Below are 22,851 nucleotides of genomic sequence, written 5' to 3' on the forward strand. Positions count from 1 at the left end.
GACTATGATCAACAAGATACTCAAAAAGCTGCAAACGACCAGTAAACTCAAAGACAATTTGTTTGGACAAACCGAAACCCTATTCAGGCAATTGGAAGAAATCTGCCATACCATTACAAAAGAAATCGATGAAGCCAACAAGGGACAGACACCGGTCCCCATTAAAGTTGAAAGGATCAATGATTTGGAATTTATCTTTCGGGTCGGGGGAGATGTGCTCATTTTTATTCTACAGAGCAATATTGTCCGCCTGCCGGACGACACCTACCTTAGCAGATCCAAGTACCTCAAAGAAGATGTAACCCTTCGGTATTTTGGACAGATCCTGATTTACAATTTCATCGCAGATACCCTGACCTATGGACGGCTTGACGACCCAGGCTACCTGATAGGTAGAATCCTTTTGAACAGGGAGAATAAGTTTTTCCTGGAAGGAGACCGCAAAATTGTCTTTAGCTTTCCCGAACTCAGGGACAACCCAGCAACTCCTGAAAAAATGCGCAGTTTGATCGAACAACTTATAATAGCCGCCTTGGAAAATGACCTGCTTGCACCGGCATTCCATGACATCATGGTCATTACATATCACCAAAAACTCGAACATACTTCCAGTATGGGAAATCCCAAAAAAATAGGGTTTGACTTTTTTGCCAAACCCAGGGAATGATTATTCTACAATTGTTTCAGGAGACTGAGTCTGCTTTTCATACAACTCAGCATAAACTCCTTTCTGTTCCATCAATATTTCATGGGTACCCTGTTCCACAATTTCACCATCGTCCAAAACGATGATTTTATCTGCCAGCTTTGCTGATGACACCCTATGGGAAATGATAATGGAGGTCCTTTTCGCCATGATTTCCTTAAGCGCAGTAAGTATGGCATTTTCTGTTTTGGTGTCCACGGCAGAAAGACAATCATCCAAGAGGAGTATACTCGGCTCCTTGGCTATGGCCCTGGCAATGGAAACCCTTTGCTTCTGACCACCTGAAAGGGTGATACCTCTTTCCCCAAGTTTCGTTTCAAAACCATTGGGAAAATCGATGATATTCTGATATACGTCTGCATCTTTGGCCGCCTTCTCCACTACAGCCTGGGGAATTGTATCAAGCCCAAAGGCAATATTGTTTGTGATGGAATCACTGAACAAAAAGACATCCTGGGGTACAAACCCGATCTGCTTGCGCAATGCTGCGATATCATAAACTTTTATATTTTTCCCGTCAATGAAAATCTCTCCTTCACTAGCATCATACATGCGCATCAGCAGATTGGCAATAGTAGATTTACCCGAACCTGTAGTGCCAATGATCGCTAGGGACTGCCCAGCATTGATTTTAAAACTGACATCTTTCAGGGCCTGTATACCAGAGTCCGGATAGACAAAACCTACTTGGCTAAATTCCACGTTGCCCTCAATGGGAACTTCCAAAGACTCTGTGCTTACAATGTCATTTTCCTCATCCAGAAACTCATTGATTCTGACTTGGGAAGCTGCTGCCCGCTGCACGATACTGGTTACCCAACCCAAGGATGTGACCGGCCAGGTCAGCATATTGACATACAGGATAAACTCAGCAATGACACCATATCCAATAGTTCCATTCATCACCTGCACCCCTCCAATATATACTGTCAAAATGGTACTGATACCGATCAATGCCATGATCAGAGGAAAGAAAAGTGACTGGACCAGGGTCAGGCTGATGGACTTCTCCTTATAATCTTCACTGGCTTTGGCAAATTCATTCTCAGAATCACTCTCTCTGACAAATGCTTTTAACACCCTGATCCCCGAAAAAGCTTCCTGAACAAAAGTGCTTAATCCCGATAGACTGCGCTGGATTTTTTCCGAGCGTTCATTGATCATATTATTGACAAAATAAATGCTCAAAGAAAGTATAGGCAAAGGAAGTAGGGAATAGATAGTCAACTCTACATTGACAGAAATCATGTAGCCAATGACCATGGGGAATAAAATCAGGAGATTGAGTCCATACATAATAGCAGGCCCTAGGTACATCCTGACCCGGCTGACATCTTCTGTGATTCTGGCCATAAGGTCACCAGTACTGTTTCTTCTGTAAAAGCTAAGTGGAAGATTTTGATAATGTTCAAAAATCTCGTTTTTCATGTCGTACTCTATCAGTCTGGACATAATAATAATTGTCTGACGGATAAGAAATAAGAAAAAACCCCTTAACAAGGCCATGACCAAAATCAATACCCCAAAAATCAGAATGTATTGTAAGAATTGGGACCTTGCTAAAGTGGCCAGTTCAATGCCCGAAAACACCTGATAGAAAGAAAAACTCTCCACCACATAATCTATGGCAATCCTGACCAATTGGGCAGGGATTATTACAAAAATATTGGAAATGATAGTAAATAAAATTCCCAACAAAAGATAACCCTTGTATTTGTACAGGTATTTATTGAGCCGCCAGAGAGGTTTCACGAAATAAAAACTTTAAAATCACTTGATAAGTTTTATAATACTCTATTAATTGCATTGGTAAACCCAAAACAAAATATATAATTTTGTGGCGGGTTTCGACAATAGAGTAATCCCAAATATAACACATTAAAAATTTCCAAGTTCAAATGGTAGAGATTAATACTGAGGAAAAAGTGAAGGAAGGTTCCATTTATGGACAGATTACTTCAATGGGTCACGAGCAATTGGTTATTTGCTACGATGAGCCTACCGGACTAAAAGCCATCATTGGCGTGCACAATACGGTGTTGGGACCTGCCCTTGGCGGAACCCGTATGTGGAACTATGCCTCAGAGGCGGAAGCCATCACAGATGTTTTAAGGCTTTCGAGAGGCATGACCTTCAAAGCTGCCATTTCTGGACTGAACTTGGGTGGCGGCAAAGCTGTCATCATCGGTGATCCCAAGTTGAAAAGCGAAGCCTTCATGAGAAGGTTTGGAAGATTTGTAGAAAGTTTGAACGGTAGATATATCACTGCAGAAGATGTGAATACCAAAACAAGCGATATGGAATACATTGCCATGGAGACCAAGCATGTCACAGGGCTTCCGGAATACAAAGGCGGTGGCGGCGATCCATCTCCTGTAACTGCCTATGGTACTTACCTGGGCATGAAAGCCGCTGCTAAAAAAGCATTTGGTACAGATTCCCTTGCCGGTAAGAAAATCGCAGTTCAAGGTATAGGACAAGTAGGAAAATACCTGGTCAACCACTTGGTAAAAGAAGGTGCTGATGTATTCATCACTGATATTTTCGAAGATAGACTGAAGGTAGTAGCCAATGAAACCGGTGCTACTGTAGTGGATCCAAATGCCATTTACGACATAGATATGGACATTTACGCTCCATGTGCTTTGGGGGCCACCATCAATGACCAAACCATTGACAGACTGAAATGTCAGGTAATTGCAGGAGGCGCCAACAATCAGTTGCTGGACGAAGAGAAACACGGAAGAATTCTATTGGAAAAAGGCATCATCTATGCTCCTGACTTCCTGATCAATGCCGGTGGCCTGATCAATGTGTACACCGAATTCTTAGGTGGCTACAAGAGAGAAGTGGCTTATGGACATGCTGAGAAGATCTATGACACTTGCTTGGCCATCTTGAATAAGTCAGAAAACGAAAACAAGCCTTCACAGCAGGCAGCAATAGAAATGGCTTGGAACAGAATTGAGTCAATTGGAAAAGTAAAATTGTCTTACTGATCCCATTTATAATTCCAAAACCACCTGTCAGGGAACTTTTCCATTAAGACAGGTGGTTTTTTGTACATCATCCTAGGGAAGTGGGAAACAAACTCAAATCCTAACCCCATTTTAATTATATTTACGTTCTTTTATTTCAGGTATGTTAAACAGACGAATACTCAGAGTCAAAGCATTTCAGAATCTTTACGCATATGAACAATGTAAAGCTTCCAATTTTAACCTTGCAAAAGACCAAATCAGGGAAGCTTTTCAGCCGGACCTCAACAGCATGGAGATCCAGGACAAGGCCCAGCTAAAAAGAGATGCAGCTAAAGCAATTGAGATTTTTTCAAATAACCTGAACAAAGACATACTAGAAACAGACAATGTGGGCAATCAAAAAATTGTTCAAGAAGTTAAAAATGCCCTTAACTATTTCCACAATACGAACAGAAAGGATTTTGAATTCCTTTCCAAAAACATGATCACTTCCGCCGAAAGGCTGCCTCAATTGTATCTATTTGCCATCAAAATGTTACTGGCATTCGGAGAACATGTGGCAATGGAAGGAGATAGGAAGAGGAAGTTTACCCAAGAGAAAATCAAAATGACTCTTGGTGAACTGAACCTTGCCAACAATAAAATCCTGGACAAAATCAGAAATTCTTCAGAATTCAAATCCGCATGCATCAGACACCTGGTTGATATGGAGGACTTGGAACTGGAAATCAAAGAATGGTTCAGAGATTATGTAAAACCACTTGAAAGTTACCAAGAATACATCAAAATTGATAACCCGACCCTAGAGCAGGATTTTGAGATCACTGATGATATTCTGAAAAAAATTATTTTTAAAATAGAGGCCATATTGAATTTTTTTTCAGAAAAAGACCTCAACTGGACTGAAAACAAGTCAATAGTAAGGAGCCTAGCTTCAAAAGTTCTTAAAAACGTTAAAGATAATTTTGATGCAGAAGGAGAAGTATTGCCCGAGATTGCCCTAAACTGGGAGGAGGACAAGGAATTTTTCCAAAATATATTTAACTTGACCGTTCAAAATGATGACTACAACAAGGAGCTGATTGCCAAAAGGACCCAAAACTGGGATATTGAAAGGATAGCACAGACTGATAAAATCATCTTATCCATGGCAATTACAGAAATGAAAAATTTCCCAAGCATCCCTGTAAAAGTTAGCATAAATGAATACATTGACATTTCTAAAAATTACTCTACACCGAAAAGTAAACAGTTTGTCAATGGCTTGTTGGATGTGTTGTCCAAGGAGTTAACAGAAAGCGGCCAAATCCGTAAGAGTGGAAGAGGATTATTAGACAACAAATAAAAAAGACTGATCATGAGCAAGAGTACCAACGGATGGATAGCATTTATAGCCGGAGCAGGTATAGGTGCAGCCTTAGGCATATTGTTTGCTCCCGACACGGGAAAAAATACCAGAGACAAACTTTCTTATCAGCTTTCCAAATACCGGGAGGAATTGGAAAAGTTGATCAATGACCTGATCGAGGGAAAAAACATGCCCATCAATGAGGCCAAATCAGAAGGGAATAAGGTTATCTCTGATGCCAAAAACAAAGCAGAAAACCTTTTAAGTGATGTCAATAAATTAATTGACCAAATCAATAGAGAAGCTAACTAACCCAATAAATTTATATGAAATACTTCAGATTAACAGCCTTGGCGCTAGGTGTTGCGTTGATGGCAGCCAGCTGTGATTCGAAAAAGGACGATCAGTCTGACAAAATTGCAGAACTTGAACAGAAATTGGCAAGATTGGAAGCCAGCCAGACAGCGGTTCCCGCCAATGTAACATCTGTGACTCCTGCAGACCCTTCCTCTTTAGGCAGATTCAGTTTCCAGGAAATGGAATATGATTTCGGAACCATTGATGAAGGAAAAGTGATTGAGCATATTTTCAAATTCACCAATGAAGGAGAAGCTCCTTTGGTAATTTCCAACATCACTGCATCCTGTGGCTGTACAAGTCCAGACTGGACCAAAACTCCAGTAAAACCTGGTGAAGAAGGTTTTGTGAAAGTGGTATTCAATTCCACTGCTAAGCCTGGTACTCAGGCTCCTACGGTGACCATTCAGGCCAACACAAACCCGAATGTAACACGTTTGAGAATGAAAGGAAATGTTACCCCAAGAGGAGCTGAAGCTACAAGCCAATTGGGTCCCGTTAAGAGATAATCTATGAACAATTGGATATTATTACAAGCTGACGGTGGAGCCGGCATTATGGGACAAGTGTTCTTGTTTGGTTCTATTATATTGATCATGTACTTCTTCATGATCAGACCTCAACAAAAGAAGCAGAAAGAAACTAAGCTCTTCATTGAGGCAATTAAAAAAGGTGATACTGTAGTGACCATAGGCGGCATCCATGGGAAAGTCAGTTCCGTTGAAGGTGATACGGTCATTTTGGAAATTGATAGAGGACTTAAAATCACAGTGGAAAAATCAGCGATTTCTGCTGATTATACCAAAAAAGCCACTGGATCGAAATAATTAAACCTTGTCTACGATAAAAAAAACATTTGCCAATCTGAATCCTCAAAAGATGGCAAACCTGAAAGTGGCGGCACTGTGCTTTTTGGCAGCCGCCACTTTTTGGGTTTTAAATGCCCTCAATAAGGACAATTACACTACAGTAGTGGATTATCCGATCGAAATAATTTTCGACAGGGAAGAGTATATGGCTGTAGAAAAATTGCCTAGCAGGATCAAAATTGAGATCAATGGCAATGGATGGGATTTGTTGAGAAAATACTTCAAATTCAATGAAACCCCTTTTTTGATTGAAATTAGCAATCCTTCTACCAAAAACTATATCCTGACTTCAGAAATAAGGAGAAGTTTGGCAGAATCAATATCACCTACAGGTTTGGTATCAATGGTTTCGGACACCATAAAATTTCAGGTTGATAAAATTGTCACAAGAAAGATTAAAATCCTTCCCGATACCACTGCCAATACATTCGCCAAAAACCACCGCTTGGTAGGAAATATGGAACTGGATCCGGAAACAGTAAATATAAAAGGCCCTGTCTCAGTCCTTCAACAGTTGGATGGATCTTTAAAAATCCCATTGGGTGAGGAAAAAATAAATAAGAATTTTAACAAAATTCTCCCTCTTGAAGCACCAAACGCCTTCAAAGAATACCTCACACTGGAAGAGGAGAGTGTACATATCCATTTCACAGTCACCCAAATGCTGGAAGGCAACAAGCGTCTGAAAATTAAAACAGTAAATTTCCCTAAAAATGTGAGCATCAATGAAGATATGACCACTGTCATGATGTCTTACCTCATAGACGAAAGACAGGTCAATGAATTGGGCAATTACGAATTTGAGGCCATTTTGAATTACAACAATAGAAACAGAGAAGATAGTACCATTGCAGTACAGGTATCTCCCAAACCTCCATTTTTGGAAAAAATCAAATTTGAGCCAGAAATTTTAAAACTCAAATATGAGTAAGCAAAGACCTTATCTGGTAGGAATTACAGGTGGAATTGGTTCTGGCAAAAGTACAGTTGCTAAAATATTCTCCATTTTGGGCATTCCTGTCTATTTTGCAGACGATAGAGCAAAATGGCTTATGTCCCATAATCCTGAATTGAAAAAGGCAATTGAAGAAAACTTTGGAGCAGAAAGCTACTCCTCATCAGGAGAGCTCAACCGCAGTTATTTGGCTGCCCATGTTTTTGCCGATGAAGAAAAGGTGAAAATCATCAATGGTTTGGTCCATCCAGCGGTTAAAAATGATTTTGAGTTCTGGGCAGCTGCCCAAAATAGTCCCTATGTGCTAAAAGAGGCCGCTTTACTTTTTGAGACTGGTTCTTACACAGATTTGGATAAAGTCATCAATGTCAGTTCTCCTCTAAAAATCAGGATAAACAGAATCATGCTGAGAGATCCCCAAAGAGATGAAAAGCAGGTCAATGACATCATTAATAAGCAGTTGCCCGATGAAGAAAAAAACAGCAAGGCTGATTATGTGATCAAAAATTCTGACAATAAATTGCTCATTCCTCAGGTATTGGCTATCCACCAAGAATTGCTCCAATTGGCCAAAAATTAAAGTGGCAATTGGATCTGATCCAGATAGAATTTCATCCTGGAATGTCCTGTGTTCAAAAAATCGATGTTATCTATCTTATCCAGTTTGTGATTGTAAAAAACCTCTATGTATTCCTGCCCCAATAAAAAAAGGTTTACCTTATGGGTATAGTAGCGGATACCCACAATAAAGGTGCCTTCAGTATAAAGCAAATTAATTTTTTTGTGTAAAGGTAAATTTCTAAAGTCTTCCCTACTCATCTTTCAGATTTGCCAGTTCCATTTCAGAAGCAATATAACCAAACGCCGACCAATATCCAGTGGACAAAACATTTTCGAATATAGTTTTTGCCCGGACGGTATCACCTTGGGAAAGATAAAAGTTGCCCAAACCATATCCCTGTGTCACATATTGCAATTTTTGGTCATCGGCATTGGAATCTATAGAAAGTAATGTTTCAGGATTAAGTTCCCCTTTGTACATCAGGATCCTTTTATGGTATGCATCATTTTCAATGATATTCATGGAGCGCTTTACATTTCGGATCAGGTTTTTTGCCTCGTCATGCCTCCCTAACTTCACCAGCGCCATATAATACCAATCCAAAGTGGCAACTATTGAATCATCGTTTTCAGAGACATCCAGGCATTTTTTATATGCTTTGATGGCATCATTCCATTCTCCCTTGAGGTAATGTGCCAGTCCCAAATGGTACCAAACATTAAACTGAACTGTGGAAAGGGGGATGTTCAATTTGTTGGGCATACCATCCTGTTCGATTTGAATAGGCTGACCCTCCATAAGTTCGGCAGCTTTCTCCAAATCTGCAATGGCAGAATCCAACTTCCTGATACTGATAAAACGGTGCCCCCTATGTCTTAAGGGTTCAAAGGCTGAAGGGAATTCTTTAATTGCTTTTGAAAATGTCCTTATGGCCAGATCATATCTTCCCAGATATGCTTCTCTCCGTCCAATCCAGATCAGGTTATCCAAAGAAGGATCATCGGCATACTTTTCCTCTGCCTCCTTCAATTTCAAAATCTGGTCATTTTGGGCTATGGAGTCCACTTCTGTTACCAAAGTGTCTCCCAAGAGGCCAACTCCCTGAAATACACCGGTAGGTTCCAAAATAAACCCATTTTTATTACCGACTATTTTTGAAGTAGGTGTATCACATCCTGGGGAAAAAACTATTAGAATCAAGAAAAAAACATAGATCAATCTCATAAATGAAGGCATTAAGTCGTTGGAATTGTTGGATACTTTGCTTTTGCAAGCTATTATTGAAGTTAAATATATTTTATGCATTTATGAATAAGCGTACCCGGGAAAATTACAGAACTGCCCTATTTTTCTTGTTTTTGATGTTTTCTTTGGGAATATTCTTAAATTCCTGCTCTTCCAGCAAAAAAGCCAGGAACAAAGATGTAGAAAAAGTCATAGCTACAGCCAGGTCTTATAGGGGGACCCCCTACAGGTATGGGGGCACTACGAGATCAGGAATGGACTGTTCGGCGCTTATCTACCATTCCTTTGCCAGTGTAGGTATACAGATGCCGAGGACTTCTGAATCCCAGAGCAAGGTAGGTAAAAGTGTTCCCGGTAGAAATCTCCAAAAGGGTGATCTGGTTTTCTTTGCTACAGGGAGAAATAAAAGAAAAGTTACACATTCCGGAATTGTGACCGAGGTTTCTGGAAGAGGAATAATTTTCATCCACTCCTCTACCAGTCTTGGCGTGACAGAAGACAATTTGTCAAGTGCCTATTGGAACAAAGCATTTTTACATGGAAGAAGGGTTTTTTAGTCTGAGAACATGGCTGTTATTGTATCAGCCACAAAACTTCTATTGTAACAGGTAAGCATTGGAGAAATGATTTCAAAAAAATGAAAAACAAAGGATTAAATTTCCAAACATCCTTTGGTATTCATTATTAATAATTAATTTTGCGACCGATATCTAAAAAGTGTTCATCCTTTTTACATTACTTAATACAAATGGCAAATATTGGTAAGATAACCCAGGTAATTGGTCCGGTAGTGGACGTCTCCTTTGAAGGAGGAAAATTGCCTAATATTTTGGATGCATTGACTGTCACCAAAGAGGACGGTCAGAAAGTAGTCCTAGAAGTACAGCAGCACCTTGGCGAAGATAGGGTAAGAACCATCGCTATGGATGCTACTGAAGGTATGGTAAGAGGTCAGGAAGCTGTGGACAATGGTGCACCAATCTCTGTCCCTACGGGAGAGAGCATCAAAGGAAGACTATTCAACGTGGTCGGTCAAGCTATTGACGGTTTGCCTGAGGTAGAATCAGCCAAAAGATTGCCTATTCACAGATCAGCTCCAAAATTCGAAGATCTTTCTACCTCCACAGAGGTGTTATTTACCGGTATCAAAGTAATCGACTTGATCGAGCCTTATGCAAAAGGTGGTAAAATCGGTCTTTTCGGTGGTGCAGGTGTAGGTAAAACCGTATTGATCCAGGAATTGATCAACAATATTGCAAAAGCTTATTCAGGTCTATCCGTATTTGCCGGTGTAGGTGAAAGAACCCGTGAAGGGAATGACCTTTTGAGGGAAATGATCGAATCAGGTATCGTTACTTACGGTGAAGAATTCCTTCATACCTTGGAAACTGAAGGCGGTTGGGACCTTTCCAAAGTAGATTTGAAAAAATTGGAAGAATCCAAAGCTACCTTTGTGTTCGGTCAGATGAACGAACCTCCTGGTGCCCGTGCTAGGGTTGCTTTGACAGGTTTGACTTTGGCAGAATATTACAGGGACGGAGAAGGTGAAGGTGCAGGCAAAGACATTCTGTTCTTCATTGACAACATCTTCCGTTTCACCCAAGCAGGTTCTGAAGTATCTGCACTTTTGGGAAGGATGCCATCTGCAGTAGGTTACCAGCCTACCCTAGCTACAGAGATGGGTTCTATGCAGGAAAGAATTACTTCTACCAAAAACGGTTCAATTACTTCCGTGCAAGCGGTTTACGTACCTGCGGATGACTTGACTGACCCTGCTCCTGCGACAACTTTCGCACACTTGGATGCTACTACCGTACTTTCCAGAAAAATTGCTGAATTGGGTATATATCCTGCTGTGGATCCTTTGGATTCAACTTCAAGAATCTTGACTCCGGATATCCTTGGTGCAGAGCATTACAATTGTGCACAAAGGGTAAAAGAGATCCTTCAGCGATACAAAGAACTTCAGGACATCATTGCCATCTTGGGTATGGAAGAATTGTCCGAAGAAGATAAAATGGTGGTACACAGAGCCAGAAGGGTACAGCGTTTCCTTTCACAGCCTTTCCACGTAGCTGAGCAGTTTACAGGTTTGAAAGGTGTGTTGGTAGACATCAAAGATACCATCAAAGGCTTCAACATGATCATGGACGGTGAATTGGATCACCTGCCTGAGGCTGCATTCAACTTGGTAGGTACTATCGAGGATGCCATTGCCAAAGGTGAAAAGATGTTGGCTGAAGTCAATCAATAATATTTAGGATCTCCTGAATAAAAAATTAAATTTATGATGCAGTTGACCATTATCACTCCTGACCAAAAAGTATTTGAGGGAGAAGTAACAGAGGCTACTTTCCCCGGTGCCAGCGGTTCCTTCCAAGTTTTGAAGAACCACGCGGCTATTGTTTCTGCTTTGGCAAAAGGAAATGTTTCCTACACCACCAAAGAAGGAAAACAAAGTCATGTGATCGAAGGAGGAGTAGTGGAAGTAAATGATAACAAAATCGTCCTTTTGGCCGAAAAAGTAATCGGTTAAGGATTAATCAATACTACAGAAAAGCCCTTTCAACGATCGGGCTTTTTTTTGGCCCTTCAAGCTTACAGCCAAAGACTTAGTAGATCACTTCTGACTATTCAAATACCTTAATAGTATTTATTTCAGGATCTAATTTTGCAATTGGTTTAATAATTAGTACCTTTGCCAGCCTGAAAGGAGGTGTATACAAATGATAATAGTCAACGTAAAAGAAAACGAATCTATCGAAAAAGCGCTTAAGCGTTTCAAAAAGAAGTTTGATAAGACTGGAGCTGTTAGGGAACTAAGAGCAAGACAGCACTTTGTGAAGCCTTCTGTTAGGAAAAGAGACGAAGTAATCAGAGCTGCTTATAGACAAAGATTACAGACAGAAGCAATGAAGTAATTGTTTGTTATCTTTTCGATATCATACAGATAGCGCATCTACCGAAAGTTGATGCGCTTTTTTTTTTACTCTTAACAATTATTAAGTCAGGGGAAACGTTTTTTAAAATAATAAGCTGTAGTTTAGAATATTCCAAAGTAGCTCAAATGAAACATTCTGTTTTTTTCCTTTTGGCTTTGTTGCTTATGTCATGCGGTAGTCGGCAAGATAAAGAAAACAGTAATTTAGATTATGCCGCTTTCGCAAATGCTTTGGACTCCATTATGGAAGTTGACCAAGGAATCAGGATCCTATTAAGCGAGGCAAGGCAATCCGGCAATGAAGTTCCGGATAGTCTGTTCGAAAAGATGGACATCATTGATGCTTCCAATCAGGCCTGGGTTAAATCTAGGCTGGAAGAATACGGTTGGCCAGGAAAAAGTCAAATTGGCGAAAATGCTGCTTTGGCCTTATTTCTTGTAATCCAACATGCAGAGTTTAATGATATTGAAACTTACTATCCCCAATTACAACAACTTGCTGACAATGGTGAGGCTCATCCTGCACATGCAGCTATGATGCTGGACAGGATGTTGATGTATCAAGGCAAAAAACAGGTTTACGGTACCCAAGCCAGCGGACTTCTCCGGGCGGATGGCTCATTTGTGATATGGCCGATTGAAAATCCTGAATCCGTTAACGAAAGAAGAATCAAAGCAGGTTTTCCAGATTCAGTGGAAGACTATGCAGCATCTTTGCAAGCATTCTATGACCCCATGGAACCATTACCAAAAAATGAAAAGCAAGGCCAATAATCCATTCAATACATCTAGCCCCAAGTCAATACCCCTTTTTTAATTACCAAAATTCAAAGCATGTTAGACTCCTTTATCAACTATCTGGAATTTGAAAAAAGAGCAAGTGCCCATACCGTCCTGGCCTACAGGAAGGATCTGGAACAGTTTTCTGATTTCTGTCAAACTGCATTTGAAAAAGGAGATATCAGCAAGGCCGAACATACCGAAATCCGGGCATGGATAATTGACCTTGTCGAGCAGCAGCTCAGCGCTACCTCAGTAAACCGCAAAATTGCTACTCTCAGATCATTCTATAAGTTTCTTTTACGCTCAGGGGAAATAAGCAAAGACCCAACCTACAAAATCAAAGCCCTAAAAACCCCTAAGCGGCTTCCTGAATTTGTACAGGAAGAGACAATTGAAAAAATCCTTGATGAATTGGTATATGAACCAACATTTGATGGACAAAGAGACCGGATGGTGATGGAATTCCTTTACCTCACCGGGGTACGTTTGTCGGAATTATTGGAACTGAAATGGAAGGATATCAATCTACATACTGACATTGTCAAAGTATTAGGAAAAAGGAAGAAAGAGCGAATAATACCGATCACGAAGACACTAAAAGAAAATATTCTTTCGTACAAAAAAGTATTTGGAGAAACATTTCCAAATTTAAACGAGAGTGATTATTTTATCGTAAATAAAAACAAAGAGCAGGCCTATCCTATGAAGATTTACCGCATTGTGAGACATTATTTGGACCTTTTTGCTCAGACAACCAAACGCAGCCCTCATTTGCTGAGGCATACCTTTGCCACCCATCTGCTCAACAAAGGGGCTGATCTCAATGCAGTAAAAGATTTGTTGGGCCATGCCAATCTTGCTGCTACGCAAGTGTACACGCACAATTCTATGGAAAAACTTAAGGCTGTGTTTGAACAGGCACACCCTAAAGCTTAATAAACGTTTAACTTTAAATCTTTACAGTTATGAAACTTCAAATGCATTCCATCCATTTCGATGCCGATCGAAAGCTAATCGACTTCATTCAAAAGAAGGCAGATAAACTGGATACTTTCTATGATCGTATTGTCGACGGTGAAGTTTTTTTGAGATTAGACAAAAATGAAAAGAATGAAAATAAAATTGTTGAAATAAAAATGAATGTGCCGGGAAAAACCCTTTTTGCCAAACACCAAAGTGATTCATTCGAGGCAGCTGCAGATGAGGCAGTGGAAGCTCTAAGAAGACAGATCAAAAAATTTAAAGAAAAAGCAGCTGTTGCCAACCAATAAATCAAAACCCCGTCTAAAGACGGGGTTTTTTATTTTTAAATCTGCCGGGACTTCCCTGATCTCATCCCAAAATAAATAAACAACACGGAGCAGATCAGCATCAACACTATAAACACATTCCATTCTGCAAATAGATCAAAAGTAACCCCAAACAACAAAGGACCTAAAGCTGCCAAATAATACCCGGTGGATTGGGCCATTCCGGATAAAGTAGCAGTAGTCTTCTCATGACCAGTACGTAGACCAATCAGGGTATAAGCCAAAGAAATACTGGATCCTAAGCCAATCCCCACCAAGGTAAGCCCAATATAATTAATCCAAAGCTTTTGGATAAAGAGCAAACTAAAACCTAGTAGGTACATCATACCCAAAACAATAACCACTCCTACTTGATCTTTAAACCGGGTAGCAATAATAGGAGCTAAGAAAGAACCACTCAAGCCAACTATCTGCATTAGGGAAAGCAGAATACCTGCCTCTACAGCCGACAAGCCCCTGTCCATCATCATATCTGGCAACCATGCCACAATCGTGAAGAACAGCAGGGACTGAACCCCCATAAACATACTGACATCCCAAGCCAACCTGGATTTCCAAACATTCACTTTGGGCGATTCCATATCTCTGCTTTGGTTTTCACCTTTCCACTTCAACTGCGGCATCCAGATCAAAATTCCAATGAGCAAAAGACCTACCCAGGCCAGAAGGGAACCTCTCCACCCTAAGTCCAAATCGATGGCCATTGGTGCAGATATTCCAGAGGCAATAGCAGCAAAAAGTGTCATGCCTGTGGTAAAAGAAGCAGTTACCCATCCTATTTTCCCCGGCATCCTATTTTTAATCAAGGGGATCAAAAGCACATTACAGATCACTATTCCTATTCCTGTCAATCCAGTACCAATGAAAAGTAAATCCGAACCACCCAGAACTCGAACAACCGAACCTATCAAAAGCAATAAGAGGGCATATAAAATTGCCTTCGCATTGCCAAAATATTTACCAATGGATGCAGCAAATAAGGAAAATGTAGCAAAGGTTAATAAAGGCAGAGTGGTCAGAAAACCCACCCAACCATTGGACAAGCCCAGATCTTCCCTAATCATGGGAATAAGGGGACCGATTGCAGTAATGGAAGGCCTGAGGTTAAAAGAAACCAAAAGAATGCCTGTAAACAACAACCAGGGCTGTTGATAAAACTGTTTTTCTGAGCTCATACAATCAATTATTTCCTATAATGAATCCGCTCAGGTATTCTGTTCTACAAGATCCTTTACACATTCCACCCACATGTCCCTGGAATTTAGGCTTGGCACCAGGTCCCATTTCTCCCCCCCTAGGTCTTGAAATTCCTCCTTGTACTCCTGTCCTACTTCAATGGTGGTTTCCAAACAATCTGCAACGAATGCTGGAGAAAATGCAAGAACTTTTTTCACCCCTTTGGTTGCTAGTTCCTCGATGACATCCTCGGTATAAGGTTTAATCCAGGGATCTTTACCTAATCTCGACTGGAAGCAGGTCACAACCTTATCATCGGGCAAACCTAATTTGGAGGCAATCAATCTGGTAGTATGGAAACATTGCCCCCTATAGCAAAACTGGTTTTTCTTGGTGTAATTCCCACAGCACTTATCGCTCAATTGGCAATATCCGTCTACAGAACCTTTTCTGATCTGCCTTTCGGGTAGTCCATGATATGAAAAAAGGTACATGTCATACTCCTCTTTTTCCATCATTTCCCTTCCCAACTCAGCCCATGCTTCCAGAAAAAGCGGATGATCCACAAAATTGCTGATAAAAGTAATATTTGGGATTATCTGCCACTCTTTGGCTATCTCCATTACCTTATCTACCACAGAGCCATTGGTCGCAGAAGCGTATTGGGGGAACAAAGGGATAACTATGATCTTTTTGACATTAGACTTATTTAGCTTTTTCAACCCCTCCTCAATGCTGGGTGACTGGTACCGCATGGCGATTTCTACCTGATATTTCTCTGCATCCAGTTTCTGGATCAGTTTTTCACGAAGATCCTCAGTATGAAATAGCAAAGGAGAACCTCTATCCGTCCATAGTTTCCTATACTCTTTGGCTGATTTGGGAGCCCTGAAAGGAGCAATGATCAGATTTACCAACATCCACCTCGGAATGAAGGGAAAATCTATTACCCGGCCATCCATTAGGAATTCCCTGAGATATTTTCTTACATCACCTGTTTGGGTACTGTCAGGAGTTCCCAAATTGACCAATAGGACCCCGGTCTTCGCTTTATTTTTACTTATCATTGAATTGATTCTTTGAATTCTCCAATAGAAAACCAAAAGTACTGTCTTTGGTTAGAAAATACCAATTGATTCTATGAATGACCTATACCAAAACAGAAAAAACCATGGGATAAAGCTCAAATAATGAGTTGGCAATAAAAACACTTTGAATCCAAAGCCAATTGACTTAATTTTCCTTTTTAAAATCAAAAAATAACCGGCATGAGTGAAAACCTGACCCTGGTATTGAACCAAAAGCAGATCCAACAAAAGATCATCAGGATGGCTTATGAAATCTACGAGCGCAATGCCTCTGAAAACAAGCTCCTATTTGCAGGTATCAGCGGAATGGGAAGTCTCCTTGCAGCTTCTTTGGCAAAAACCCTTGAAGAAATTTCACCATTGAAAGCCCAGGTCATTGAAATCTTACTGGACAAACAAGATGTCAACCGTGGTGAAGTCAAACTTTCAGAAGATTTAGATCTCAATAATAGCTGTGTCGTAATTGTAGATGACGTGCTGAATACAGGGAAAACTTTGATGTATGCCATTAAGCCATTTTTAGACGCCCCTATCAAAAAGATGGAGGTAGCTGTCCTAGTTAACAGGAGTCATAAATTATTTCCAGTAACTCCGGATTATACGGGACTGGAACTGGCGACCACCCTAAGCGAACACATTACTGTGGATCTCTCCAAGGAAAACCAATCTGTACACCTTCACTAAAAAAAAATGTCTGTACACCAATCCTCCAACATAAAGAGAATTACAACCCACATTCTCCAAGAAATGAAGTTGCGTGGGGAAAAAATTTCCATGCTTACCGCTTATGACTTTTCCATGGCTGGAATTATTGATGCGGCAGGAATAGATATCATTTTAGTGGGTGATTCCGCATCCAATGTAATGGCTGGTTATGAAACCACACTTCCCATCACTTTGGACCAAATGATCTATCACGCCACCTCTGTAGTACGTGCTGTAAAAAGGGCATTTGTAGTGGTTGATATACCATTCGGCTCATATCAGGGAAATAGCTCAGAAGCCTTAAGATCGGCAATTAGAATTATGAAAGAATCAGGAGCCCATGCCATTAAAGTGGAAGGTGGCGCTGAAATCAAAGAATCCGTAACCCGGATACTCAGTGCCGGAGTACCGGTGATGGGTCACTTGGGGCTAACTCCCCAGTCCATCTATAAATTTGGCACTTATACCGTAAGGGCAAGAGAAGAGGCTGAAGCCAAAAAACTCCTTGAAGACGCCAAATTATTGGAAGAATGCGGATGCTTCGCTATAGTATTGGAAAAGATTCCTGCCTCATTGGCCAAACTCGTCGCTGAAAGTGTCCAGATTCCGGTAATCGGAATTGGCGCCGGCCCTGATGTAGACGGACAAGTACTCGTGGTACATGACATGTTAGGAATCACCCAGGAATTCAAGCCAAGGTTTCTCCGACAGTATGCGGATTTAAGGAGCATCATGACCAAAGCCGTTCAAGATTATATTGATGATGTCAAGGCCAAAGATTTCCCCAAAGACAGCGAAAGTTACTGATTCATCCTTATTGGATGATCAGTTTTTTACTTAACTGCTTTTTATTTTCAGTAGAAATAAACTGCAGCACGTAAACGCCAGGGGCTAAATTTAACTGTCCCAAATCAATTTCTCTATTAGCCTGTAATGTCGCTTCTTCTAAAATTACCTGTCCCATCATATTGACAATTCTGAGTAATGCATTTTGCGAAACCAATACTTTTGCCGGGCCAATAGAAGGATTTGGAAATACTTTGACTTGAAAGCCTTCCTCTCCAGAGGGTAATGACCCCGACCTAAATCTCAAAAACTCCAATCCACCGGCCCTACTTCCCAGAATCAAATCCCTTTCCTGAGAAAATGCTTGAGGGATAGAAGTAATCCAGGTATTCCTTCCCATTCTTGTAGGTCCCGTCTCGTTGTTTTTAAAGCTAATCGCTACAGTTTGCCTTTGGTTTTGATTCATAAAGTCTTCGATAAAGACCAAAATCCCCCTTTGGTCGATAGCATAAAGAGCTGGTTTATTTCCTTCAAGCACATGTACATTTAGATTCCTGTTTGCAGGATTGTCTGAAAAACCGAGAAAATCCCTACTGACCAATGTCAGCGGATTCAACGCATTAATATCCAATGAAAATAAGACCAGTTCCCCGGTTTGACGGGCCAAGAGAAGGTAGTCCTTGTTTTCATGGGAAAACAATGTGAAATGATCTTGGGCACGTAATCCTGTATTAGGAACAATTATTTCCTTCTTATCTCCCAAATCGGATGAAAAACCAAAGAATAGCTTTCTCCTTGGTAGAAAATTAAGGGTATCCACCCCTGAGAACCAGTAGGTATTCCTACCCGATACTGTCCTAAATTCGGAATACTGAATGTCGGAAAGATTGAACTGAGAAAGATTTAAAAAATCCTCATCGATCAATTCAAACCCTTCTTCATCCATTAGGAATCTGAAAGCTTTGCCAATGGTCCTCCCTTGTGAATGTACATTGGCAGTTAGGACCAACTCACCTGAATTTCTGAAACCTTTAAAGAATGGACGGGAGTTTTCTCCCAAATCCAGGATATCTGTCTGAAGAAAAGGTTTGATTTCAGATTGCTCTTTTGTCAATGCAAAGATATTTCTGGAAAAATCAGCATTAAATACCCCTGCAGCATCAGAAGAATTACTGCTGATCAAAAGATGTTCATTTTTCAAATAGGAGGCATGGAAAATCGGGAATTGGGGAAGTGGACCATATCCTGGTAGTGTATTGGAAAACTCACGGAATATGGGGTTAATATTCGTCCCTTCATTGGGCATGAAGTAAAGCACATCACATTCATCCTGCCCCATGAGCAAATCAAAAATACCATCCCCATTAAAATCTGCATACAACAAAGAGTGCCCGCCGGCATGCTGTATCCTTGCCCCTGAAAGCTCATTGGCCGGAGCTTCATTGATAGGAATGCCACCACAAGTAATCCCAAAACTGAACTGCCCGCAGGCACAGAATTCAAAACCGCCCCATCTTGCAAGGGGAAAAGCAAATCCATCTATGTCAGGAACCCCTTTCCGCTCCACAGATGTGTTCCTGTACAATTCCAGATAATCTCCCAAGACAAAATTGAAAGTCACAATATCCAGGTCCCCGTCTCCATCAATATCCTTGATCACAGGAATATCCAGCAGGTTGGCCTGTACATTGGAGCCATTATCCAATCGCAGGAAATTTTGTGCAAGCTCCCATCTCGGGACAGTGCCTCCTGCAGCTGTGACATTTCGGTACGCTTTGATTCCAAAAGGGCTGCTGGTAAAAAGATCTTTTTTGCCGTCCCCGTCAAAATCCGCCAAGACCAAAAAGCCATTGACATCATTTGGAAAGTAATAGGCCATCTCTGGTAAGTAGCGGAACCCATCATCTTTATTTTCGAACACCAAAATCCTTCTTGAATTGATATCCCAGATGACCATTTCTTCACTTCCGTCTCCATTGGTGTCCATTTCCTGAATCTGGGCCGCATTGATACCCACAGCAAACGGCAGGGGTATATTTTGCCCATCGATTTTGATTTTCAGGCTTTGATCAAAAGTAAAAGTCTGTTGGGCAGTTAAAAACAAACTGGATAGAAAGAAAAAAAAGAAGAAAGCGTACTTCATCCGGAGGGGAATTTGAATCCCTAAAATTAAACGAAAGAATTTGATTAAAGATTTTTGCAAAGACTTAATTTTAGGCTTCCAATTAGGACATAATGAAAACTGAAGCACTCTACAAGCAATACCTCCAATCCACAGGAGTCAGTACAGACACCAGAAAAATAGAAAAAGGAAACATTTTCTTTGCGCTCAAGGGCCCAAACTTCAATGCCAATGATTTTGCTGCACAGGCTTTGGAAACTGGGGCCTCTCTGGTGGTGGTGGATGAGGATCGGGTAATACCCTCAGGTGATTCAAGGTATTTCCTGGTAGATGACGTGCTTCTGGCACTCCAAAAATTGGCCAACCACCACAGAAGGCAATTGACAATCCCAATAATAGGTCTGACGGGAAGTAATGGCAAAACCACTTCTAAGGAATTGCTCCATGCTGTATTAAAGAAAAAATTCAAAACTTCAGCAACCGTTGGCAACTTGAATAACCATATCGGTGTACCATTGACTTTATTGTCCATACCAAAGGATACAGAAATTGCCATTGTGGAGATGGGAGCCAATAAACAAGGGGATATACAGGAACTCTGTGAAATCGCCGAGCCTACCCATGGCTTCATTACCAATATAGGTAAAGCACATCTTGAAGGCATGGGCGGACCAGAAGGTGTGTTAAAAACCAAAACTGAGCTATTTCAGCACCTTAGGGCCAACAAGGGAACCGTCTTTATCAATTCCCAGGATCCCATCCTTTCCAATATGGCCAAGCGCTTTGAGAATCCTATCCTTTATCCCGCCAAGGGAGATTTTTGTGAGGTCAAATTTGAAGGAGCAGATCCTTTTGTAAAGTTCAAAGTGGAAGGGGATGATACAGTTCACCTGAGTTCACTTATAGGTGCTTACAATTTTGGGAACATAGCCACGGCACTGACCGTGGGCAAGTTTTTTGGAGTCCCTGTGGAGCAAGCTGTAGAAGCTGTGGTCAACTACAAACCTTCCAACATGCGTTCGCAATTGCTGGAAAAGAGGTCAAACCTGATCATCCTGGATGCCTACAATGCCAACCCTTCCAGCATGGAAGTGGCTATACAGACATTTGGTCAAATGAACGGTAAAAAGTACAAAATGGTCATTTTGGGGGACATGTATGAATTGGGGGACAGCACGGAAGAAGAACATAGAAAATTAGGGGAATTGGTGGGCCGATACAACTTCGACAAAATCTGCTTTACTGGTAAACATATACAGGCCGCTTTGGAAAAAGCACCAATCCGTGCCCTGTATTTTCCCGATCCATTTTCTTTCCGCAACTGGCTTCAGGACTCCAAACTGGAAGATCATTTGATATTGATCAAAGGAAGTAGGGGAATGAAACTGGAAGGATTGGTGGACTTCATTTAATACTGCACCACAAAACTGGATTAAAATTTTAAAGAAAATTCCAACCAAAACCTCTCCCTTTTGTTTTCTAAAAAAGAAATCAGTCATGAGCAAAAACTACCTCAGCTTCTTATCAGAGCTATCCCAAAATAACCACAAAGACTGGATGGACGCCAACAGAGATTGGTATCAGGAAGTGAGGGCTGCGTTTTTGGGGGATGTGGAGTTTTTGCTGAAAGAGATCAGCCAATGGGAACCTGAAATGTCCAATTTCAAAGCCAAGGACTGTGTCTTCAGGCAAAATAGGGATATCCGCTTTTCTGCCAACAAAGAACCTTATAAGATCAATTTTGCCGCCTACTTTGCAGTTGGTGGGAAAAAATCCAATGGACCAGGCTACTACCTCCATATTCAGCCTGAACAAAGCTTCCTTGCAGGAGGAATATGGATGCCACCGGCAGATATCTTGAAGAAAATCCGCCAAGAGATTGATTATTCAGGAAATGAACTATCAGCAATCCTTCAGGAACCTGGTTTCAAAAAGGTTTTTGGTGGCTTGAAAGGGGAACAATTGAAAACCACGCCTAAGGGATATGAAGCTGATCACCCCCATGTAGAACTATTGCGGCACAAAAGCTTTATCGTTTCTGCGCCTTTGTCAGACCAGGAAATCAATTCCGGTAAATTCAGGCAAAAAGCCATCGAACATTTCAAAAAAATGAAGCCCTTCCATGATTTTTTGGCAAGGGCTATAGAAGAAACCGAGAGCGGAGAAGGATTGCTTTGATTTTTCTTATAAATCAGCAAAATCCCAATTGTCAAAAACCCCGGTTACCGCACCTATTCCTATTAGAATTACGAAAACAATTCCTATCCCTATAGCAACTGCATACCAAAGCAGTTTTGCCCTGGCCCAGTTGGCCTTATTGGGATTGCCAGTCTTGTCAATGGCCCATACCACCAGCATAATCAAGCCCAAAACGGGAATATTGGCAATGAAAATGCTAAGGAACCAGTCTCCAGTATTGACTGGAGGGTGTTTGAATTCGTTATTGAAATCCATAATCATAATTATTTACTGAATTAATCAGGTCCTCCACTCTAAAAATGTATTCACTCATGGCCATGTTATTCGGATTGAAAGGATCTGTCTGAATAAATACAATCTTCACTTCATCATACTCCATGATTTTGGAGTAACCTTCAGCGTAAAGCTCAGCACATTTTCTGGCGAGATTTTCTTCACTTTGATGCATAGAATGGCCTTTTCCATTGATGAGCCGGAGTTCAACCTGAGAAGTAGTCTGCCCATCTAGGTGGCTTTTACTCATGTTGATTTCCACCTGCTCAAATTCTCCCAAGGCCAATATTTCCGCTGAAGGAAAATAGCCATCGCCGGCGAGTTTGTTCATTCCCCAGAACATGGCCTTCATCAAATTTTCCCCATCACAGGCACAGGAACTAAATAAACCCATCAAAAAAAGAAAAAGTATCTTCTTCATATGTAATCCCAAGGAAAACCCCAA

At 40.9% G+C, this 22,851-nt stretch carries 27 protein-coding genes; 19 read left to right on the forward strand and 8 right to left on the reverse strand.

Annotation, left to right across the window (positions count from 1 at the left end; all coding sequences use genetic code 11):
* Positions 1-4 precede the first annotated feature (4 nt).
* A complete protein-coding gene (locus CLV48_RS08480) occupies positions 5-667 on the forward strand; it encodes a hypothetical protein (protein ID WP_106566842.1) in 663 nt (220 codons plus the stop codon).
* Here CLV48_RS08480 and CLV48_RS08485 read toward each other — a convergent pair whose 3' ends face one another.
* A complete protein-coding gene (locus CLV48_RS08485; RefSeq protein WP_106566843.1) occupies positions 668-2,458 on the reverse strand; it encodes an ABC transporter ATP-binding protein in 1,791 nt (596 codons plus the stop codon).
* A 146-nt stretch (positions 2,459-2,604) separates the two neighbouring features.
* Here CLV48_RS08485 and CLV48_RS08490 point away from each other — a divergent pair, with 146 nt between their 5' ends.
* The 7 genes from CLV48_RS08490 to coaE all read left to right on the forward strand — a co-directional run bounded on the left by CLV48_RS08490 (position 2,605) and on the right by coaE (position 7,796).
* Positions 2,605-3,705 (forward strand): Glu/Leu/Phe/Val family dehydrogenase, encoded by a 1,101-nt coding sequence (locus CLV48_RS08490; protein WP_106566844.1) that lies wholly within the window; start codon positions 2,605-2,607, stop codon positions 3,703-3,705.
* 142 nt (positions 3,706-3,847) lie between these two features.
* Positions 3,848-5,032, forward strand: a complete 1,185-nt coding sequence (gene nusB / locus CLV48_RS08495; RefSeq protein WP_106566845.1) for a transcription antitermination factor NusB — start codon at positions 3,848-3,850, stop codon at positions 5,030-5,032.
* Between the two features lie 12 nt (positions 5,033-5,044).
* Positions 5,045-5,347 carry a YtxH domain-containing protein gene (locus CLV48_RS08500; protein ID WP_106566846.1) on the forward strand — a complete coding sequence of 101 codons (303 nt, stop codon included), beginning with the start codon at positions 5,045-5,047 and terminating at the stop codon, positions 5,345-5,347.
* A 14-nt stretch (positions 5,348-5,361) separates the two neighbouring features.
* Positions 5,362-5,901, forward strand: a complete 540-nt coding sequence (locus CLV48_RS08505) for a DUF1573 domain-containing protein (protein WP_106566847.1) — start codon at positions 5,362-5,364, stop codon at positions 5,899-5,901.
* A 3-nt stretch (positions 5,902-5,904) separates the two neighbouring features.
* Complete coding sequence (gene yajC, locus CLV48_RS08510; protein WP_106566848.1) at positions 5,905-6,219, forward strand: preprotein translocase subunit YajC; 315 nt, start codon at positions 5,905-5,907, stop codon at positions 6,217-6,219.
* Between the two features lie 52 nt (positions 6,220-6,271).
* Positions 6,272-7,192 (forward strand): YbbR-like domain-containing protein, encoded by a 921-nt coding sequence (locus tag CLV48_RS08515; protein ID WP_245889510.1) that lies wholly within the window; start codon positions 6,272-6,274, stop codon positions 7,190-7,192.
* Positions 7,185-7,796, forward strand: coding sequence for a dephospho-CoA kinase (coaE, locus tag CLV48_RS08520; protein WP_106566850.1), 612 nt, complete (start codon positions 7,185-7,187; stop codon positions 7,794-7,796). The genes CLV48_RS08515 and coaE overlap by 8 nt, the downstream gene beginning before the upstream one ends.
* On the opposite strand, the gene CLV48_RS08525 is transcribed toward coaE, so the two are convergent.
* Positions 7,793-8,035: a hypothetical protein gene (locus tag CLV48_RS08525; protein WP_106566851.1), complete on the reverse strand. Its 243-nt coding sequence runs from the start codon at positions 8,033-8,035 to the stop codon at positions 7,793-7,795. The genes coaE and CLV48_RS08525 overlap by 4 nt on opposite strands.
* On the reverse strand, positions 8,028-9,002 hold the full coding sequence (locus CLV48_RS08530) for a tetratricopeptide repeat protein (protein WP_106566890.1): 975 nt from the start codon (positions 9,000-9,002) through the stop codon (positions 8,028-8,030). The genes CLV48_RS08525 and CLV48_RS08530 overlap by 8 nt, the downstream gene beginning before the upstream one ends.
* Positions 9,003-9,085: 83 nt before the next feature.
* Between CLV48_RS08530 and CLV48_RS08535 the strand changes: the two genes are divergently transcribed.
* The 7 genes from CLV48_RS08535 to hpf all read left to right on the forward strand — a co-directional run bounded on the left by CLV48_RS08535 (position 9,086) and on the right by hpf (position 14,018).
* Positions 9,086-9,580 carry a C40 family peptidase gene (locus tag CLV48_RS08535; protein ID WP_106566852.1) on the forward strand — a complete coding sequence of 165 codons (495 nt, stop codon included), beginning with the start codon at positions 9,086-9,088 and terminating at the stop codon, positions 9,578-9,580.
* Between the two features lie 191 nt (positions 9,581-9,771).
* Positions 9,772-11,277 carry a F0F1 ATP synthase subunit beta gene (atpD, locus tag CLV48_RS08540; RefSeq protein WP_106566853.1) on the forward strand — a complete coding sequence of 502 codons (1,506 nt, stop codon included), beginning with the start codon at positions 9,772-9,774 and terminating at the stop codon, positions 11,275-11,277.
* 33 nt (positions 11,278-11,310) lie between these two features.
* Positions 11,311-11,559: an ATP synthase F1 subunit epsilon gene (atpC, locus tag CLV48_RS08545; RefSeq protein WP_106566854.1), complete on the forward strand. Its 249-nt coding sequence runs from the start codon at positions 11,311-11,313 to the stop codon at positions 11,557-11,559.
* A 190-nt stretch (positions 11,560-11,749) separates the two neighbouring features.
* Positions 11,750-11,944 (forward strand): 30S ribosomal protein S21, encoded by a 195-nt coding sequence (rpsU, locus tag CLV48_RS08550; protein WP_106566855.1) that lies wholly within the window; start codon positions 11,750-11,752, stop codon positions 11,942-11,944.
* Positions 11,945-12,090: 146 nt separating this feature from the next.
* Positions 12,091-12,738, forward strand: a complete 648-nt coding sequence (locus tag CLV48_RS08555; RefSeq protein ID WP_106566856.1) for a DUF6624 domain-containing protein — start codon at positions 12,091-12,093, stop codon at positions 12,736-12,738.
* Positions 12,739-12,798: 60 nt separating this feature from the next.
* Positions 12,799-13,683 (forward strand): tyrosine-type recombinase/integrase, encoded by an 885-nt coding sequence (locus CLV48_RS08560; RefSeq protein ID WP_106566857.1) that lies wholly within the window; start codon positions 12,799-12,801, stop codon positions 13,681-13,683.
* Positions 13,684-13,712: 29 nt separating this feature from the next.
* Entirely contained in the window at positions 13,713-14,018 is a 306-nt protein-coding gene (gene hpf / locus CLV48_RS08565) for a ribosome hibernation-promoting factor, HPF/YfiA family (RefSeq protein WP_106566858.1), read from the forward strand.
* A 35-nt stretch (positions 14,019-14,053) separates the two neighbouring features.
* Here hpf and CLV48_RS08570 read toward each other — a convergent pair whose 3' ends face one another.
* Both CLV48_RS08570 and hemH read right to left on the reverse strand, forming a co-directional pair.
* On the reverse strand, positions 14,054-15,232 hold the full coding sequence (locus CLV48_RS08570; protein ID WP_106566859.1) for a CynX/NimT family MFS transporter: 1,179 nt from the start codon (positions 15,230-15,232) through the stop codon (positions 14,054-14,056).
* A 30-nt stretch (positions 15,233-15,262) separates the two neighbouring features.
* Positions 15,263-16,297 carry a ferrochelatase gene (gene hemH, locus CLV48_RS08575; RefSeq protein WP_106566891.1) on the reverse strand — a complete coding sequence of 345 codons (1,035 nt, stop codon included), beginning with the start codon at positions 16,295-16,297 and terminating at the stop codon, positions 15,263-15,265.
* Between the two features lie 204 nt (positions 16,298-16,501).
* Between hemH and CLV48_RS08580 the strand changes: the two genes are divergently transcribed.
* The gene (locus CLV48_RS08580) at positions 16,502-17,005 is read left to right on the forward strand and encodes a phosphoribosyltransferase family protein (protein WP_106566860.1); all 504 of its coding nucleotides are present in this window, start codon (positions 16,502-16,504) and stop codon (positions 17,003-17,005) included.
* 6 nt (positions 17,006-17,011) lie between these two features.
* The gene (panB, locus tag CLV48_RS08585) at positions 17,012-17,833 is read left to right on the forward strand and encodes a 3-methyl-2-oxobutanoate hydroxymethyltransferase (RefSeq protein WP_106566861.1); all 822 of its coding nucleotides are present in this window, start codon (positions 17,012-17,014) and stop codon (positions 17,831-17,833) included.
* Between the two features lie 7 nt (positions 17,834-17,840).
* Here panB and CLV48_RS08590 read toward each other — a convergent pair whose 3' ends face one another.
* Positions 17,841-19,955 carry a T9SS type A sorting domain-containing protein gene (locus CLV48_RS08590; RefSeq protein WP_106566862.1) on the reverse strand — a complete coding sequence of 705 codons (2,115 nt, stop codon included), beginning with the start codon at positions 19,953-19,955 and terminating at the stop codon, positions 17,841-17,843.
* Between the two features lie 92 nt (positions 19,956-20,047).
* On the opposite strand from CLV48_RS08590, the gene CLV48_RS08595 reads away from it, so the two are divergent.
* Together CLV48_RS08595 and CLV48_RS08600 are read left to right on the forward strand one after the other, a co-directional pair.
* Positions 20,048-21,346, forward strand: coding sequence for a UDP-N-acetylmuramoyl-tripeptide--D-alanyl-D-alanine ligase (locus CLV48_RS08595; RefSeq protein ID WP_106566863.1), 1,299 nt, complete (start codon positions 20,048-20,050; stop codon positions 21,344-21,346).
* 85 nt (positions 21,347-21,431) lie between these two features.
* Complete coding sequence (locus CLV48_RS08600) at positions 21,432-22,112, forward strand: DUF2461 domain-containing protein (protein ID WP_106566864.1); 681 nt, start codon at positions 21,432-21,434, stop codon at positions 22,110-22,112.
* Positions 22,113-22,118: 6 nt separating this feature from the next.
* Here the strand turns inward: CLV48_RS08600 and CLV48_RS08605 are convergent, their stop codons facing one another.
* On the reverse strand, positions 22,119-22,388 hold the full coding sequence (locus tag CLV48_RS08605) for a hypothetical protein (protein ID WP_106566892.1): 270 nt from the start codon (positions 22,386-22,388) through the stop codon (positions 22,119-22,121).
* Positions 22,375-22,827 carry a hypothetical protein gene (locus CLV48_RS08610; protein WP_106566865.1) on the reverse strand — a complete coding sequence of 151 codons (453 nt, stop codon included), beginning with the start codon at positions 22,825-22,827 and terminating at the stop codon, positions 22,375-22,377. The genes CLV48_RS08605 and CLV48_RS08610 overlap by 14 nt, the downstream gene beginning before the upstream one ends.
* Positions 22,828-22,851: the final 24 nt, after the last annotated feature.

The sequence above is a fragment of the Cecembia rubra genome (genome assembly GCF_003014575.1).
GTDB lineage: Bacteria > Bacteroidota > Bacteroidia > Cytophagales > Cyclobacteriaceae > Cecembia_A > Cecembia_A rubra.